Origin of the sequence: Nocardia sp. CA-107356, from assembly GCF_050946365.1 — a bacterium.
GTDB lineage: Bacteria > Actinomycetota > Actinomycetes > Mycobacteriales > Mycobacteriaceae > Nocardia.
In genome coordinates, this window is record NZ_CP191992.1 from 3,824,456 (window position 1) to 3,842,489 (window position 18,034).

General features: G+C 67.2%; 1 protein-coding gene (only partly in view). It reads left to right on the forward strand.

Annotation, left to right across the window (positions count from 1 at the left end):
• Positions 1–18,034: the beginning of a non-ribosomal peptide synthase/polyketide synthase gene (locus ACQP1G_RS17270; protein WP_433205061.1), read on the forward strand. The gene runs 25,742 nt beyond the window's last position; 18,034 of the gene's 43,776 nt are visible here — the first part of the coding sequence; it begins with the start codon at positions 1–3; its stop codon lies beyond the right edge, outside the window.

The window sequence follows — 18,034 nt, forward strand, 5'->3', positions numbered from 1 at the left end:
GTGCCGGGTTCGGAAGAACTTATCCCACTGTCGCCGGCGCAGCTCGGTATCTGGTACGCGCAGCACCTGGATCCGCAGGTACCGATCACCATCGCCCAGTACATCGATCTACCCGGTGTGCTGGATCACGCAATGCTCAGACAGGCGACCATCGACACCGCGAACGAGGTGGATGGCTTCGTACGCATCATCGAACGCGATGGTGAGCCATGGCAGTTCCTCGATCCCACGATCGTCGATCGGGACGATATCGGCTACGTCGACATGCGTGGCGCCAACGATCCGGAGTCTGCGGCGATGGCGTGGATGCGCGCGGCGTACAGCCGCCCGGTCAGTATGGTGTCGAACACCTCACTCCTACGGCTCGTGGTGCTGCAACTCAGCGACTACCGCTGCTTCTTGTATCTGCAGGCACATCACATCGCGCTCGACGGGTTCGGTGCGGTCAACTATCTCAACCGTGTGGCAGAGCGCTACACGGCGGATGTGAACGGCGCCGAGTCGCCCCCGTTGAAGGCCACTACCCGTTTGCGTGCCCTGGTGGAATCGGAGTTCGCCTACCGGGACAGCACGCGCTTCCAGGCCGACAAGGAGCACTGGGCGCAGCGGGTCGCGGGACTGGAGGAGGGCACCAGTCTGGTCGGCCGCTCCGCCGCACCGGCGCCGATCAATGGGATTTCCAGTGCGGCGCTGTCGGAGGAGCAGAACGCGCTGCTGGACCTGGCGGTCGCGTCGCACGATTCGTCGGCGGCGGGGCTGCTGATCGCGGCGTTCGCGGCGTATCTGGCGCAGTGGACCAGCACCGAGGACGTCATTCTGAGCCTGCCGGTGACCGCGCGCACGACGGCGGCGATGCGGCGCTCGGCCGGTTTAACCTCCAATATCGTGCCGCTGCGGCTGCGCGTCGGGTACGACACCACGCTCACCGAGCTGCTGAAGTCGGTGACGGTGGAGGTGTCGGGTGCGCTGCGGCATCAGCGGTACCGGCACGAGGACATCCGCCGCGACAGCGCCGACGGCGGAGTGGTGACCAAGGAATTCTTCGGTCCGTGGGTCAACATCATGTTGTTCCACGACGAGATCGTGCTGGGCCCGATGGTGGGCCAGAAGCACGTGCTCTCGACCGGGGCGATCGAGGATCTGGGCGTCAACTTCTACCGGTCGGTGGCCGGCACCCGCTGGCACATCGACTTCGAGACCAACCCGAACCTCTACACCGAGGATGAGGCTCGCGCGCATCATGCGCGGTTCCTGGAGTTCTTCGACCGGTTCCTGGCCGCGGCGGCGCGCGCGACGGGTCCGGAGGAGGCAGCCTGCGTAACCACGGAGGGCTCCGCGCGCGCGGCAAATCAGGCTGCGGCTGGGCAGCGGCTGTGGGGGCTGCCGATCACGACGGCGGCCGAGCGGGAGCGGACGCTGGTCGAGTGGAATTCGGCCGCGCATGAGGTGCCGGAGACAACGCTGCCGGCGCTGCTGGATGTGCAGATTCCGCTGACGCCGGACGCCATCGCGCTCGATTTCGAGGGCGAGACGCTAACCTATGCGGAGTTCGGGGCGCGGGTCAACCAGTTGGCGCGGTATCTGATCGCCGGCGGTGTGGGCCCGGAGTCGCTGGTGGCGCTGGGGATGCGGCGTTCGCTGGAACTGGTTGTCGGCATGCACGCGGTGCTGAAGGCCGGTGGGGCGTATGCGCCGATCGATCCGGATCATCCGGTCGAGCGCACCGCCCATATCCTCGAGTCGGCGGCACCGGTCTGTGTTCTCACCGTGTCCGGTGACGGACTGGAGTTGCCGGACACGGTGCGGCGGGTCGAGCTCGACACCCTGGACACCTCCGGTTATTCGGACACACCGATCACCGATGCGGATCGGTGTGCGCCGCTGCGGTCGTCGAACACCGCGTACCTCATCTACACCTCGGGTTCGACCGGCCGCCCCAAGGGCGTAGCGGTCACCCACCACGCGATCGTCAACCAACAACTGTGGATGCTGCACGAACACGGGCTGACCGGCGACGACGTCTATCTGCAGAAGACTGCGACGACGTTCGACGTGTCGCTGTGGGGGTATTTCCTGCCGCTGATGGTGGGCGCGAAGCTGGTCGTCGCGACACCGGACGGGCATCGTGACCCGCAGTACGTCGCGGACATGATCGAGCGGCACCTGGTGACCGTGACCGACTTCGTGCCGTCCATGCTGACGGTGTTCGTCGCGCATGCGTCGGCGGCCCAATGTGCCTCGCTGCGGCATGTTTTCGTGATCGGCGAGGTGCTGCCGTCGGAGACCGGTACCGGATTCCGCGCACTTACCTCAGCCGGATTGCACAACCTGTACGGGCCCACCGAGGCCGCGGTGTCGGTCACCTACTGGGAGAACACTGACGCCGACACCACGACGGTGCCGATCGGTATCCCGGAGTGGAATGTCGATGTCTACGTCCTGGATGGGCGGCTGCGTCCGGCCGCGATCGGCGCCTCCGGTGAGCTTTACCTGGGTGGGCGGCAACTGGCGCGCGGGTATCGGGGGCGCGCGGATCTGACCGCGGACCGGTTCGTGGCCAATCCGTTCTCCAGTACAGGCGAGCGGATGTACCGCACCGGTGACCTGGTGCGGTGGGACAAATCCGGGGCGCTGGAGTACATCGGCCGCACCGACTTCCAGGTGAAGTTCCGCGGTCAGCGCCTCGAGCTGGGGGAGATCGAAACCGATCTACTCGCGCATCCGGCCGTGAGCCAGGCCGTGGTGCTGGTGACCGACACCGCGACCGGCCAGCAGTTGGTGGCGTATGTGGTCGCGGCGCCGGGGCACACGATCGAGCCCGCGGAGTTGGCTCGGTTCGTCGCTGAGAAGGTGCCCAGTTACATGGTGCCAGCGGCGATCATGGTGCTGGACGCGTTTCCACTCAACACCTCCGGCAAGTTGGATCGCAAGGCGCTGCCGGAGCCGGTGTTTAGCACCGATATCGCCGAGTACCGGGCACCGCGCACGAATGCCGAGCAGTTCGTGGCCGGGGTGTTCGCCGATGTGCTGAGCCAGGAGCTAGTCGGCATCGACGACAACTTCTTCGACCTGGGCGGTAACTCGCTGGTCGCGACCCAGGTCGTGTCACGGGTTTCGGCGGCGTTCGGCATCCAACTGGGGGTACGGGCGCTGTTCGAGACCCCGACCGTGGCCGGGATCGCGGCGCGCGTCGAATCCGCTACCGAAGGCGGGTCCGGGGGCGAATTCACGGCTGTTTCGCGGCCGCCGCTGGTGGCGCAACAGCTGCCCGAGCGGGTACCGCTGTCGCTGGCGCAGCAGCGGATGTGGTTCATCAACCAGTTCGATCCCACCGTCCCCATCTACAACCTGCCGTTCGTGGTGCGGTTGCAGGGTGAGGTCGACCTCGCGGCGCTGCACGCGGCGCTCAACGATGTCATGGCGCGCCAGCAGTCGCTGCGCACCATCTTCCCCGAATCCGGCGACGGCGGCGCATACCAACGCGTCATACCTATCGAAGACGTCGACCTCGACCTGAGCCCACACTCCGCTGCCGAAACCGAACTTCGGGCTCTGCTTACGGAATTCGCCTCGACCGGATTCGACGTCTTGCGCGAAGTACCAGTTCGAATTCGAATCTTCTTGGTCGTCAGCAATTCGCGTAACGATGGTGATGGCGCCAATTACGCGGTCGCGTTCGTCGTGCACCACATTGCCGCAGACGGTTTCTCGCTCGGACTCCTGGCTCGTGATTTCACTAGCGCGTACATCGGTCGGACTGTCAACGAAGAACCAGCCTGGACACCGCTTCCCGTACGCTACCGCGACTACACCCTGTGGCAGCGGGAATTGCTGGGTTCGGAATCAGATCCGGAGTCGATGGCCTCGCGTCAGATCGCCTACTGGCGGCAGGCCCTTGCGGGGCTGCCCGACCAGCTGGATCTGCCCGCCGATCGGCCGCGCCCGCCGGTGCAGAGCTTCCGCGGTAGCCGGGTCGGCTTCGATATCGATGTCGAACTGCACGAGCGACTGACCACACTCGCGCGCGCCCAGGGCGTCAGCGTATTCATGGTGCTGCACGCATCGCTCGCCGTGCTCTTGTCTCGGCTGTCCGGCACCAGTGATATCGCCATCGGCACCCCGGTGGCCGGTCGTGGTGAGCAGGCGCTCGACGATCTGATCGGCATGTTCGTCAATACCCTTGTGCTGCGTTCGGAGGTCGACGGCAGCGAGGCCTTCGCCGACTTCCTGACACGTACCCGCGAGGGAGACCTCGCCGCATTCGCCTATGCCGATGTGCCGTTCGAGCGGCTGGTCGAGGTGCTCAACCCGACCCGTTCGCAGGCGCGGCATCCGCTGTTCCAGGTGATGCTCTCGTTCCAGGAGCTCTCGCACGGTTCGATGGAGCTGCCCGGCCTGTCGGTCACCGCCGATGAGCTCGAGGTCGATATCGCCAAATTCGACCTGCAATGGACGGTCACCGAGGAACGCGGCGCGCACGGCGAACCCGCCGGTATGTCGACCGTGGTGTCCTTCGCCACCGATCTGTTCGACGCGGAAACCGTGGCCGAATTCGGCCGCCGTTTCCTGCGCGTGCTCGAAGCCGCCGTCACCGCACCGGAGTCCGCGGTCCGCGATATCGACATCCTCGACGATGCGGAGCGCGCGACGGTGCTGCGCGACTGGAACCGCACCGCCGACGCGGTGCCCGCCGCCACCGTTCTCGACCTGTTCGACGAGCAGGTGCGGCAGCGTCCGAACGAGATCGCCGTCGTCTTCGACGGCGGTACCCGCAGCGTAGGTGAGTTCGGACCGCAGACCGAACTCGCCCACCCGTCGCCCGACCACCACCCCTCATCGAGTCGCTACGCGACGCTGTCGTATGCCGAATTCTCGGCGCGGGTCAACCGCTTGGCCCGCAAGCTGATCGCCGAGGGCGTCGGCCCGGAATCGCTGGTGGCCGTCGGTATTCGCCGTTCGGTGGACATGCTCGTCGCCATCTACGCGACCATGGCCGCGGGTGGCGGCTACGTGCCGATCGATCCGGATCATCCGGCCGAACGCACCGAATACGTACTCGCCAGCTCGAATCCGGTCTGCGTGCTCACCACGACCGCCGACGATGTCGCCGCCGACGGTGACCATCGGGTGCTCCTGCTCGACACCCTCGACCTCACCGACTTCGACGACGCACCGATCACCGACGCGGAACGCCTTGCGCCGCTGCGCGCTTCGAATACCGCCTACGTGCTCTACACGTCCGGTTCGACCGGCCGACCCAAGGGTGTCGCGGTCGGCCACGCCGGTGTTGTCAACCAGATCGCCTGGATCACCGGCGAATACGGCATCGGCGCCGACGATGTGATCCTGCAGAAGACACCGGTCACCTTCGACGTGTCGGTGTGGGAGCTGTTCGGCACCTTGGCCGTCGGCGCGCGCATGCTGATCGCCGCGCCGGACGGTCACCGCGATCCGATGTACCTCTCGGAGATCATCGGACGGCACGGGGTCACCATGACCTCGTTCGTGCCCTCGATGCTCTCGGTCTTCGCCGGAGCCGCGTCCGCGGACGAGTGCGCTTCGCTGCGTACGGTTCTCGTCGCCGGTGAGGCGCTGCCCCCGGCCACGGTAGCCACATTCCGGCAGTTCTCCAGCGCCGCCGTGCACAACCTGTACGGTCCGACCGAATTCACCGTGCACGCCACCGCCTGGCATATCGACGAGGCCGCGCCTACCACGGTGCCGATCGGCCGCCCGGTGCGCAATGCCCAGACCTACGTGCTCGACGCGGGCCTGAACCCGGTTCCGATCGGGGTGCCCGGTGAGCTGTACCTGGGCGGTGTCCAGGTGGCCCGCGGCTACCACGGCCGCCCCGATCTGTCGGCCGAGCGGTTCGTCGCCGATCCGTTCGGCGCGCCCGGCGCCCGCCTGTACCGCACCGGCGACCTGGTCCGCTGGACCGCACCCAAGGATGCGGCGACCGGGACCGCCGGTGTGCTGGAGTACATCGGCCGCACCGACTTCCAGGTGAAGTTCCGTGGCCAGCGCATCGAACTCGGCGAGATCGAGACCGCGCTGCTCGAACACACCGCGGTCACCCAGGCCGTCGTGCTCGTCATGGATACCGTCGCGGGCGATCAGTTGGTCGCCTATGTCGTCACCCCGGGTGGCGCCGCCGATATCGACGACATCAAGAACTCGCTGCACCGCACCCTGCCCTCGTACATGGTGCCCTCGGCGATCGTCGGCCTGGATGCGTTCCCGCTCAACCCTTCCGGCAAGCTGGATCGCAAGGCGCTGCCCGCCCCGGTCTTCGAGGTGCGCGAATTCCGTGCGCCGACAACGCCGATCGAGGAGATCGTCGCCCAGATCTTCGGTGAGGTGCTCGGCGTCTCCCGGGTCGGCGTCGACGACGACTTCTTCGAACTCGGCGGCAACTCGCTGATCGCCACCCAGGTCGCCTCGCGCCTGGGCATCGCGCTCGACACCCGGGTGCCGGTGCGGATGCTGTTCGAGGCGTCCACCGTCGCGGCGCTGGCCACTCGGGTGGAATCGCATGCCGGTGACGGCGCGCGCAAGGCGCTGGTGGCCAGGCAGCGGCCCGAGCAGGTGCCATTGTCGCTGGCACAGCAGCGCATGTGGTTCCTCAACCGGTTCGACACCGAATCGGCGGTCAACAACATTCCGGTCGCGATCCGGCTGTCCGGCGACCTCGACGTCGCCGCGCTGCAGGTCGCGGTCATCGACGTGATCGACCGGCACGAATCGCTGCGCACCGTATTCCCGGAGACCAAGAACGGTCCGGTGCAGCGGATTCTCGATGCGGCACAGATCGTTCCCGACCTGACGCCGTACCGGGTCACCGAGGAGACGCTGGTCGAGCATCTGGTCGACCTGGCCTCCATGGCCTTCGACGTCACCGATGAGGTGCCGCTGCATGCCCGGCTGTTCGAGATCAGCGAATCCGAATATGTGCTCGGCATGGTGGTGCACCACATTTCGGCCGACGGCTGGTCCATGGGACCGCTGGCCCGCGATGTCATGGTGGCCTACGCCGCGCGCACCTCGTGGGAATCGCCCGCGTGGTCCGCACTGCCGGTGCAGTACGCCGACTACGCACTGTGGCAGCGCGAGGTGCTCGGCTCCGAGGACGATCCGAACTCGTTGATCGCCAGCCAGATCCGCTACTGGACCAACGAACTCGCCGATCTGCCCGACGAATTGGTGCTGCCATCGGATCGTCCGCGTCCGGCCGTCGCCTCCTACCGGGGCGGCACCTACGCATTCGTGATCTCCGCCGAGACCCAGCGCGCGCTGATCGAGTTGGGGCGCAAGCACAATGCGTCGCTGTTCATGGTCATGCACAGTGCGCTCGCGGTGCTGTTGGCGCGGGCCAGCGGCACCGGTGATATCGCGGTCGGCACCCCGGCCGCCGGTCGTGGTGAGGCCGCGCTCGACGATCTGATCGGCATGTTCGTCAACACCCTGGTGCTGCGGACCAGTGTGCAGGGCTCGGCAAGCTTCGCGGATCTGCTCGCGCAGGCCAGGGAAGCCGATCTGCACGCCTTCGCCCATGCGGACCTGCCGTTCGAGCGGCTGGTCGAGATCCTGAACCCGGCTCGTTCGCAGGCGCGGCATCCACTGTTCCAGGTGATGCTGGCCTTCCAGAACACCAGGCAGGCCAATCTCGAACTGCCCGGACTGTCGGTCAACGGCATCGACTACGACGCCAGGCTGGCCAAGTTCGACCTGCAGCTGACCCTGCAGGAAACCCAGGAGTTGGGCCAGGCGGCCGGTATGTCGGCCGAATTCTCCTATGCGCTGGATCTTTTCGACGAGGATACGGTGGCGGCGTTCGCTGATCGGCTGGTCCGGATTCTGCGCAGCGTGGTCGAGGACCCCGAGATCGTCATCGGTGATATCGATCTGCTCGGTGAGGCCGAGCGGCTCAATGTTTCGCAGCGCTGGGTCTCGTCCGGATTGGACAGTGGCGCCGAGCGATTCGCGGCCGCCGGTACCACGCTGGTCGATCTGTTCGAGCAGGCGGTGGCCGCGCATCCGGATAACACCGCGGCCAAGTTCGGCATCGAATCGCTGACCTACGCCGAACTCGATCGACGTGCGAATGTGCTGGCGCGCAGGCTGATCGCCGACGGCGCCGGTCCGGAGTCGCTGGTCGCGGTCATCCTGCCGCGCTCGTTGGACCTGGTGGTCGCGCTGCTCGCGGTGGTGAAGACCGGTGCGGGCTATGTGCCGGTGGATCCGACCTACCCGGCCGACCGCATCGCCTACGTGCTCGCGGATTCGCGTCCGACGAGCGTGATCCTCGATTCCACGGTCCAGGTGAGCGTGCCCGCCGAACTGCCGACCGTCGTCCTCGATGGATTCGCGGTCGAGACCGGCAATGTCGAGGACGCCGACGACGCCCCGATCACCGATGCGGACCGCCTCGCGGCGCTCACCCCGGACAATGTGGCGTATGTGATCTACACCTCCGGTTCGACCGGACGCCCGAAGGGGGTCGCGGTCGCGCACCGGAATGTGGTGCGGCTGTTCGCCAATACCGATCGCGACTTCGGCTTCGGCTCCGGCGATGTGTGGACCCTGTTCCACTCCTACGCCTTCGACTTCTCGGTGTGGGAGCTGTGGGGTCCGCTGCTGTTCGGCGGCACGCTGGTGGTCGTCGATTACTACACCTCGCGCTCGCCCGAACAGTTCCTGGAACTGCTGCGGGTGGAGCAGGTCACGGTGCTCAACCAGACGCCGTCCGCGTTCTACCAACTGGCCGAGGCGGATCGCAATGCCGCGCCGGACGCCGAACCGCTCGCACTGCGCTACGTGGTGTTCGGCGGTGAAGCCCTCGAACTGCGCAGGCTCGCGGATTGGGTCGCCCGACACGGCGCCGGACCAAAGGACCGCCCCGCACGCTCCGCGGTGGCGAGTCCGCTGCTGGTCAACATGTACGGCATCACCGAGACCACGGTGCACGTGTCCTACCGCGCGCTGGATGCGGCGACCATCGCCGCTGCCTCCGGCAGTGTGGTCGGTCGCGCGATCGCGGGTCTGCGCGTGTACGTGCTCGACAACCGGCTGCGGCCGGTGCCGGTCGGGGTCGCGGGCGAAATGTATGTCGCGGGACCGCAATTGGCCCGCGGCTACCTCGGCCGCCCCGATCTGACCACCACCCGCTTCGTCGCGAACCCACTGGCCGACGCCGATGCGGCGGGCACCCGCCTGTACCGTTCCGGCGACCTCGCGCGCTGGAACCGCTTCGGCGAACTCGAATACCTCGGTCGCGCCGACGATCAGGTGAAGGTGCGCGGCTTCCGCATCGAACTCGGCGAGATCGAAACCGCAGCCACCGCACACGATTCGGTGGCCCAGGCGGTGGCACTGGTACGCGCGGATGCGCGGACCGGCGATCAGCTGGTCGCCTATGTGGTGCCCGTCAACGGCGGCACCGTGGACTTGGACGAGCTGCGCGGGCACCTGACCGAGCAGCTGCCCTCGTACATGGTCCCGTCCGCTATTGCGGTGCTGGATGCCATGCCGTTGAACCCGAACGGCAAGCTGGATCGCCGCGCGCTGCCCGAACCGGTCTTCGAGGCCAAGGAATTCCGCGCGCCGTCGACCCCGATCGAAGAGATCGTCGTCGGCATTTTCAGCGATGTGCTCAGCCATGACCGGATCGGCATCGACGACAACTTCTTCGATCTCGGCGGCAACTCGCTGGTCGCCACCCAAGTGGTGGCGCGGCTCGGCGCGGCACTGGATACCCAGGTGCCGGTGCGGCTGCTGTTCGAGGCGCCGACCGTCGCCGCACTCGCCGCGCGCGTGGAGGCCAAGGCCGGGGCCGGTGCCCGCCTGGCGCTGACCGTGCGGTCGCGGCCGGAGTACCCGCCGCTGTCGCTCGCCCAGCAGCGGATGTGGTTCCTCAACCGCTTCGACGCCGATTCGGCCGCGAACAACATCCCGGTCGCGGTGCGGTTGGAAGGCGCGCTGGATCTGTCCGCGCTGCGCGGCGCCATTGTCGATGTGATCACCCGGCACGAATCGTTGCGGACGATCTACCAGTCCCGCGACGGCGTGGCCTATCAGCGGGTGCTGAATGCCACCAAGGCGATCCCCGCGCTGGACGTGGTCGAGGTGGCCGAGGGGCAATTGCCGGGCGTCCTCTACGAGTTCGTCGAGCGCGGTTTCGACGTGACCACCCAGTCGCCGGTGCGTCTGCGCGCCTACCGGCTCGGTCCCGACAACCACGTGCTCTTGGTCGTCGTGCATCACATTGCGGCGGACGGCTTCTCGATGCGTCCGTTGGTGCGCGACCTCATGTCGGCCTATATCGCGCGCAGCTCCGAATCCGCGCCGGTCTGGGCGCCGCTCCCGGTGCAGTACGTGGATTACGCGCTGTGGCAGCGCGAAACACTCGGCTCCGAGGACGATCCGACCGCGCTGATCTCTCAACAGCTCGGCTACTGGCGCGAAACCCTGGCTGGACTGCCCGAAGAACTGCGCCTTTCGCCGAAGCCGCGGCCGGTCGTCGCGTCGTATCAGGCGCGGACACACCGATTCCGGCTGTCCGGCGAACTCGTCGACGCACTGAACCGCGTCGCGCACGAGCACAGCACCACGCTGTTCATGGTGGTGCACAGCGCCTTCGCGACCCTGCTCGCGCGCCTGAGCGGATCCGATGACATCGCCATCGGCATCCCGGTGGCCGGTCGTGGCGAGCAGGTGCTCGACGACCTGGTCGGCATGTTCGTCAATACGCTGGTACTGCGCACCCAGGTCGACCCGGCCGAATCGTTCACCGACCTGCTCGGCCAGGTGCGTGAACGCGATCTGCAGGCCTTCGCACACGCCGATGTCCCGTTCGAGCGACTCGTCGAGGTGCTCAACCCGGCCCGCTCGCAGGCGCGGCATCCGCTGTTCCAGGTGATGCTGTCGTTCCAGAACCTCGGCCGCACCTCGCTCGAATTGCCGGGCCTCGCGGTTTCCGAACTCGGCATCGACCAGCCGACCGCCAAGGTCGACCTGCAGCTCACCCTCAGCGAGGTCCCCGGCGGCGAGATGGCGATGGACGCCGAACTCGTCTACGCCACAGATCTTTTCGACGGAGTGTTCGCGGGTACGGTCGCCCAGCGCTTCGTGCGTATGCTCAGTGGCATCGCTGCCGATCCGTCGGTCTGTGTCGGCGATATCGACCTGTTGGACGACGCTGAGCGAGCGCTGGTGCTCGAGCGGTGGAATGACACGGAATTCCCGGTCGACGCCGCGCTTATCTCGCCGGTCGGCGATGCCGCGGCGACGCTGGTCTCGCTGTTCGCCGCGCAGGTCGCGCGGATGCCCGACAGTCCAGCGGTAACGTTCGAGGGGACGAGTCTGTCCTACGCCGAATTCTCGGCGCGGGTCAACCGCTTGGCCCGCAAGTTGATTGCCGAGGGCATCGGCCCGGAGTCGTATGTCGCCCTTGGTATGCGGCGCTCGATCGACCTCGTCGTCGGCATGTACGCGATCAATGCCGCCGGTGGTGCCTATGTGCCGCTGGATCCGGACCATCCATCCGAGCGCATCGACCACATCCTCGACACCGCGCGCCCGGTATGCGTGCTGACCTCCGGTACCGATCTGGAGACCACGATGTCGCGGCAAGTGCGCATCGATGAACTCGACCTCACCGAGTTCTCGGACGAGCCGCTGACCGACGCGGATCGGCATAAGCCGCTGCGCCCCGGCAATACCGCGTACGTGATCTTCACCTCGGGTTCGACGGGTCGCCCCAAGGGTGTTGCGGTGAGTCACGCCGCGATCGTCAACCGCCTGGTGTGGATGCATGCCGAGTACGGTCTCTCGGCCGAAGATGTCGTGTTGCAGAAGACTCCGGCGACCTTCGACGTGTCGGTGTGGGAGTTCTTCTGGCCGTTGCAGGTCGGCGCGCGACTGGTCGTCGCCAAGCCCGACGGCCACCGCGATCCGGCCTATATGGCACGTTTGATCGTCGAGGAGCAGGTCACCACGGTGCACTTCGTGCCGTCGATGCTCTCGGTCTTCGTGGCCGAGGATCGCGCGGCCGAATGTGCGAGCCTGCGTAATGTGTTCGCCTCCGGTGAGGCATTGCCCGCGGTGACGGCGCAGCGCCTGCGCCAGCTGACCGGCGCGCGGCTGCACAACCTGTACGGCCCGACCGAAGCCGCGGTCGACGTCACCTTCCACGAGGTCACCGACGCCGACGTGAGTTCGGTGCCGATCGGCGCACCGGTCTTCAACACCCAGGTGTACGTGCTGGATTCGCGATTGCGCCTGGTGCCCGCCGGTGTCCCGGGTGAGCTGTACCTGGCGGGTGCCCAGTTGGCGCACGGCTATGTCGGCCGCCCCGACCTGACCACCGACCGCTTCATCGCGAACCCGTTCGGCGACGCGGAGCGCATGTACCGCACTGGCGACCTGGTCGCGTGGACCGAAGACGGTGAGCTGGAGTACCTGGGCCGCACCGACTTCCAGGTGAAGGTGCGCGGTCTGCGCATCGAACTCGGCGAGATCGAAGCCGTGCTGCTGGCGCTGGAGTCGGTCGCACAGGCGGTGGTTGTGGTTCGCACGGATGAGCGGACCGGCGATCAGCTGGTGGCTTACCTGGTGGGGGACCCGGATCGGGTCGTGGACGTCGAGTTGGTGAAGGCCGCGCTCGGCAGGCGGCTGCCCGGTTACATGGTGCCCGCGGTGTATGTGGTGCTGGAGGAGTTCTCGCTGAACGCCTCCGGCAAGCTGGATCGCAAGGCTCTACCGGAACCGGTGTTCGAGGCCAGGGTGTTCCGCGCGCCGGTGACGCCGGTGCAGGAGATCGTGGCCGAGGTCTTCGCCGAGGTGCTCGGCGTCCAGCGGGTCGGCCTGGACGACGACTTCTTCGAGTTGGGCGGTAACTCGCTGATCGCCCTGCGAGTGGCGGCACGCCTGGGCGCGGCGTTGGACACCCAGGTCCCGGTGCGCGTGCTGTTCGAGGCATCCACTGTCGTCGCCCTGGCCGCGAAGGTGGAATCGGCTGCCGGACAGGGCGGCCGGGCGCCGCTGATGGCGCGGGAGCGCCCCGAGCTGGTGCCGTTGTCGCTGGCGCAGCAGCGGATGTGGTTCCTCAACCAGTTCGACACCGCCTCCGCGGTGAACAACATCCCGGTGGTGGTACGCCTGACCGGCGAACTCGACGTCGACGCACTGCAATCGGCGATCACGGACATAGTTGCGCGACACGAGATCCTGCGAACCATCTATCCACAGACCCCCGACGGACCGGTACAACGGATCCTGGAGCCGCGCGACGTGCCGGTCGACCTTACGCCGGTGCCACTCGGCCCGGACCGCGTTGCTGAGGAAGTGCAGCGGGCTGTGGTCTCGGCTGGATTCGACGTGACCACCGAGGTTCCGTTGCGGGCCAAGCTGTTCCGCGTGACCGATGCGGGCGGCGACCCTGTGCACGTGCTCGTGTTCGTCGCGCACCACATCAGCGCGGACGGCTGGTCCATGGGCCCGCTGACCCGCGACGTGATGCTGGCCTACGCGGCCCGCTCGGCCGGGGTCGAACCGGGCTGGGCGCCGCTGCCGGTGCAGTACGCCGACTTCAGCCTGTGGCAGCGCGACGTGCTCGGCTCCGAGACCGATCCAGAGAGCCTGATCTCGCGGCAGGCCGAATACTGGCGCGCCGCACTGGCCGGGCTGCCCGCCGAGCTCAATTTGCCCGCCGACCGGCCGCGTCCGACGACGCAGTCCTTCGCCGGTGGGCGCGTGGTGTTCCCGATTACCAGCCAGCTGCACGGCATGCTCACCGAGATCGCCAGGGAGCAGAATGCGACGTTGTTCATGGTCGTGCATGCCGCGCTCGCGCTATTCCTCGCGCGCATGTCCGACACCGACGACATCGCCATCGGCACGCCCATTGCGGGCCGCGGCGAAGCCGAACTCGACGACGTGATCGGCATGTTCGTCAACACGCTGGTGCTCCGCTCGCATGTGGACGGGGACCTGACCTTCGCTCAGTTCCTGGCCCGCACCAAGGACGCCGACCTGCAGGCGTTCGCGCACGCGGACCTGCCGTTCGAGCGGCTGGTGGAATTGCTCAACCCGGAGCGTTCCACCGCGCGGCACCCGCTGTTCCAGGTGGCGCTGTCGTTCGAGAACCTGCCCGAGAGCAGCTTCGAGTTGCCCGGACTGCACGTTGGCGCGGTCGATTTCGACGTCGACACCGCCAAGTTCGATCTGTCGCTGACCATCCGTGAGGCGGGGGAGAACCTCGACGACGCGGGCATGTACGCGGAGTTCTCCTTCGCGCGCGACCTGTTCGACGACGACACCGTGCGGGTATTCGCCGAACGCTTCACCAGACTGCTCACCGCGATCGCCACCGACCGGCAGACCCCGATCGGGGACCTGGAAATTCTCGAAGCGCATGAGCGTTCCGAGTTGCTTGCTCGTACTGGGGGGGCGGCGGTGTCGGCGCGCACGCTGCCGGAGCTGCTTGCTGCGGCTGTCGCCGTCAATCCGGACGGTGCTGCTGTGGTTCACAACGGGCGCACACTAACTTATGCCGAGCTGGATGTGTTCTCGTCACGGTTGGCGCGAGTGCTTGTCGGGCGCGGGGCAGCACCGGATGTGGTGGTGGCCGTAGCGATTCCACGGTCGACGGATTATGTGTTGGCGGTCTGGGCTGTGGCGAAGGCCGGTGCGGCTTTCCTGCCGGTCGATCCTGCCTACCCAGTCGACCGCATCGCGCACATGATGGTGGATTCTGGTGCCGCACTCGGGATAACACTGAGCGCCCAAGCCGCTGCCCTTCCGCCGCTCACGACGGCAGCCGAATGGCTCGCCCTGGATGATCCAGGGCTCATTGCTGAGGTGCGCGAGCAGGCCGAGCAACCGATCACGGCGTCGGAACTGCATCGCACGATTGAGCCGGAGAACGCGGCATATGTGATCTATACCTCGGGTTCGACTGGTGTGCCCAAGGGGGTGCTGGTGACCCATGCCGGTCTGGCCAACTTCAGTGCCGAACAAGTGGAGCGCTACCGCCTGGACCGGAACACCCGTGCGTTGGCGTTCGCCTCTCCGTCGTTCGACGCGTCTATCCTTGAGTTCCTGCTTGCCGTTGGAGCGGCGGGCGCGCTGGTGGTGGTGCCGCCGGGAACCTACGGTGGTGAAGAGCTCGGCGAGCTGATCGCCAGAGAAAGGGTCACTCACGGCCTGATTACACCATCGGTTCTGGCGACACTGGACATGGCGACCTTGGCTACCATGCAGATCGTCATTGCTGGTGGGGAGGCAGTGTCGGCGGATCTGGTAGCCAAGTGGTTTGCTGCATCCGACGGCTCGGGCTCGCGTCGTTTCCACAATGCTTACGGGCCAACCGAGGCGACGATCGCGACGAATATCAGCGATGCACTGTTGCCGGGTGAACTGGTCACCATTGGTGGTCCGATTCGCGGCATGCGGGCGCTGGTACTGGATGCCCGGCTGCGCCCGGTGCCCGAGGGGGTGGCAGGTGAGCTTTATGTTGGTGGAATCCAGCTGGCGCGTGGCTATATTGGCCGTCCAGAGCTGACCGCGGAACGGTTTGTCGCAGATCCGTATAGTGGCCCAGGCGAGCGGCTGTATCGGACTGGTGATGTGGTCCGTTGGCGCCGAGACGGTTCCGGTTCTCTGGTAGTGGAGTATGTGGGCCGCTCGGACTTCCAGGTGAAGATCCGCGGCTTCCGCATCGAGCTCGGTGAGATCGACACCGTCCTCAGCAGGCACCACGACGTCGAGTACGCGACCACGCTCGGACGCCAGACGGCGGCGGGTGCGACGATCCTCGTCTCGTATGTGCTGGTCACGCCGGGGCGCGAGATCGATGCAGCGCGGCTGACCGCGTACGCCTCGCGTAGTCTGCCGCCGCACATGGTGCCCACGGCCATCGTGGTGATCGACGAGATCCCGCTGACCCCGGTCGGCAAGCTGGACCGCAAGGCGCTGCCCGAGCCGGAGCTGGCCCCGCGCGTCTTTCGTGCGCCGGTCACCCCGGTGCAGGAAACCGTGGCTGCGGTGTTCGCCGACGTGCTCGGCCTGGAGAGGGTCGGCGTGGACGACAATTTCTTCGACCTCGGCGGCAACTCGCTGATCGCGACCAGGGTGGTCGCCCGCATCGGCGCCGCGCTCGGCACGACCGTTGCGGTGCGTACGCTGTTCGAGGCATCCACCGTGGAAGCCCTTGCCGCCCGGGTGGAATCGCACGCCGGTGGCGAGGCCAGGGCTCAGCTGGTCGCGCGCGAGCGCGCGGCCGACGAACTGGTGCCGCTGTCGTTCGCGCAGCAGCGCATGTGGTTCCTGAACAAGTACGACACCGCATCGGCGGCCTACAACCTGCCGATCGCCATCCGGCTGACCGGCACATTGGACACCGGTGCGCTGCGGCTCGCGGTGGCGGATGTGGTGCGCAGGCATGAATCGCTGCGCACCCGCTATCCGGAGCACGGCGGCACCCCGGTCCAGGTGATCGTGCCCGCCGAGGACATCACCCTGGACCTGCATCCCGTTGCGGTGGACCCGGCGCAGCTGACCGCGGCGGTGACCGAGTTCGTCACCACTGGATTCGATGTGGCCGAACGGGTTCCGCTGCGCACCCAGTTGTATGCGGCCGGGCCCGACGAGCACGTGCTCGTCGTCGTGGTGCATCACGTCGCCGCCGATGGCTTCTCGATGGGGCCGCTGACCCGCGACGTGATGCTGGCCTACGCGGCCCGCTCGGCCGGGGTCGAACCGGGCTGGGCGCCGCTGGCGGTGCAGTACGCCGACTTCGCGGTGTGGCAGCGCGAAATCCTCGGGTCCGAAGCCGATCCCGACTCGCTGCTGGCCAAGCAGGTCGCGCACTGGCGGCGCGCGCTCGACGACATCCCCGACGAGCTGGCCCTGCCCACCGACCGCCCCCGCCCGGCCATCGCCTCGCACCGTGGCGCGACACTGCATCGCGAACTGTCCGGCGAGCTGGTTGGCGCGCTGGAGGAGATCGCGCGGCAGCGCGGCGCCTCGCTGTTCATGGTGATGCACGGAGCACTCGCCGTGTTGCTGGCGCGGCTGTCCGGCAGCGACGACATCGCGGTCGGTACCCCTATCGCGGGCCGCGGCGAGGCCGCGCTCGACGACCTCGTCGGCATGTTCGTCAACACGCTGGTGCTGCGCACCGGCATCGAGCCGGGCGAATCGTTCGCCGGTCTGCTCGACCGCGTGCGCCGCACCGACCTGGACGCGTACGGCAACGCCGACGTGCCGTTCGAGCGGCTGGTGGAACTGCTCGCCCCGGAACGCTCGCAGTCGCGCAACCCGCTGTTCCAGGTGATGCTGGCCTTCCAGAACTTGGAACGTACCACCCTGGAGCTGCCTGGTCTTTCGGTGTCCGCGCTGGACCTGGAAGAGAACGTGGCGCGGTTCGACCTGCAGTTCACCCTCGCCGAGCGGGGTGAATCCGGTTCCGGTGCCATGGCTTTGGCGATCACCTACGCCACCGAGCTGTTCGACTCCGCGACTGTTGACGAAATGGTCAGACGGTGGATTCGGCTGCTGCAAACGGTCGTTGCCTATCCGGAGATGCCAGTCGGAGATATTCCGCTACTGAGTGTGTGGGAGACCGAGCAGGCGTTGCGCGGCTGGAACGACACCGCGCGCGACCTCGGCCCAGTGAGCACCCTGGTCGAAGAATTCGCCGCACAGGCCGAGGCCACGCCGGACGCGGTCGCGGTGGTCGACCCGGCCGCCGGGACGTCGGTGACCTACGCCGAATTCGCGGCCCGTGCACGGCGGCTCGCGCGCTGCCTCATCGAGGCGGGCGTCGGACCGGAGACCCTGGTCGCCCTGGCCATGCGCCGGTCTGTGGACCTGGTCGTCGCGGCCTACGCGGTACACGCCGCCGGCGGCGGCTACGTCCCGCTGGATCTGGACCAGCCCGCCGAACGCGTGCACTACGTGCTGGACTCGGCCGACCCGGTCTGTGTGCTGACCACCGCGCGCGACGCGTTCGACGGCGCGGGCCGCGCCACGC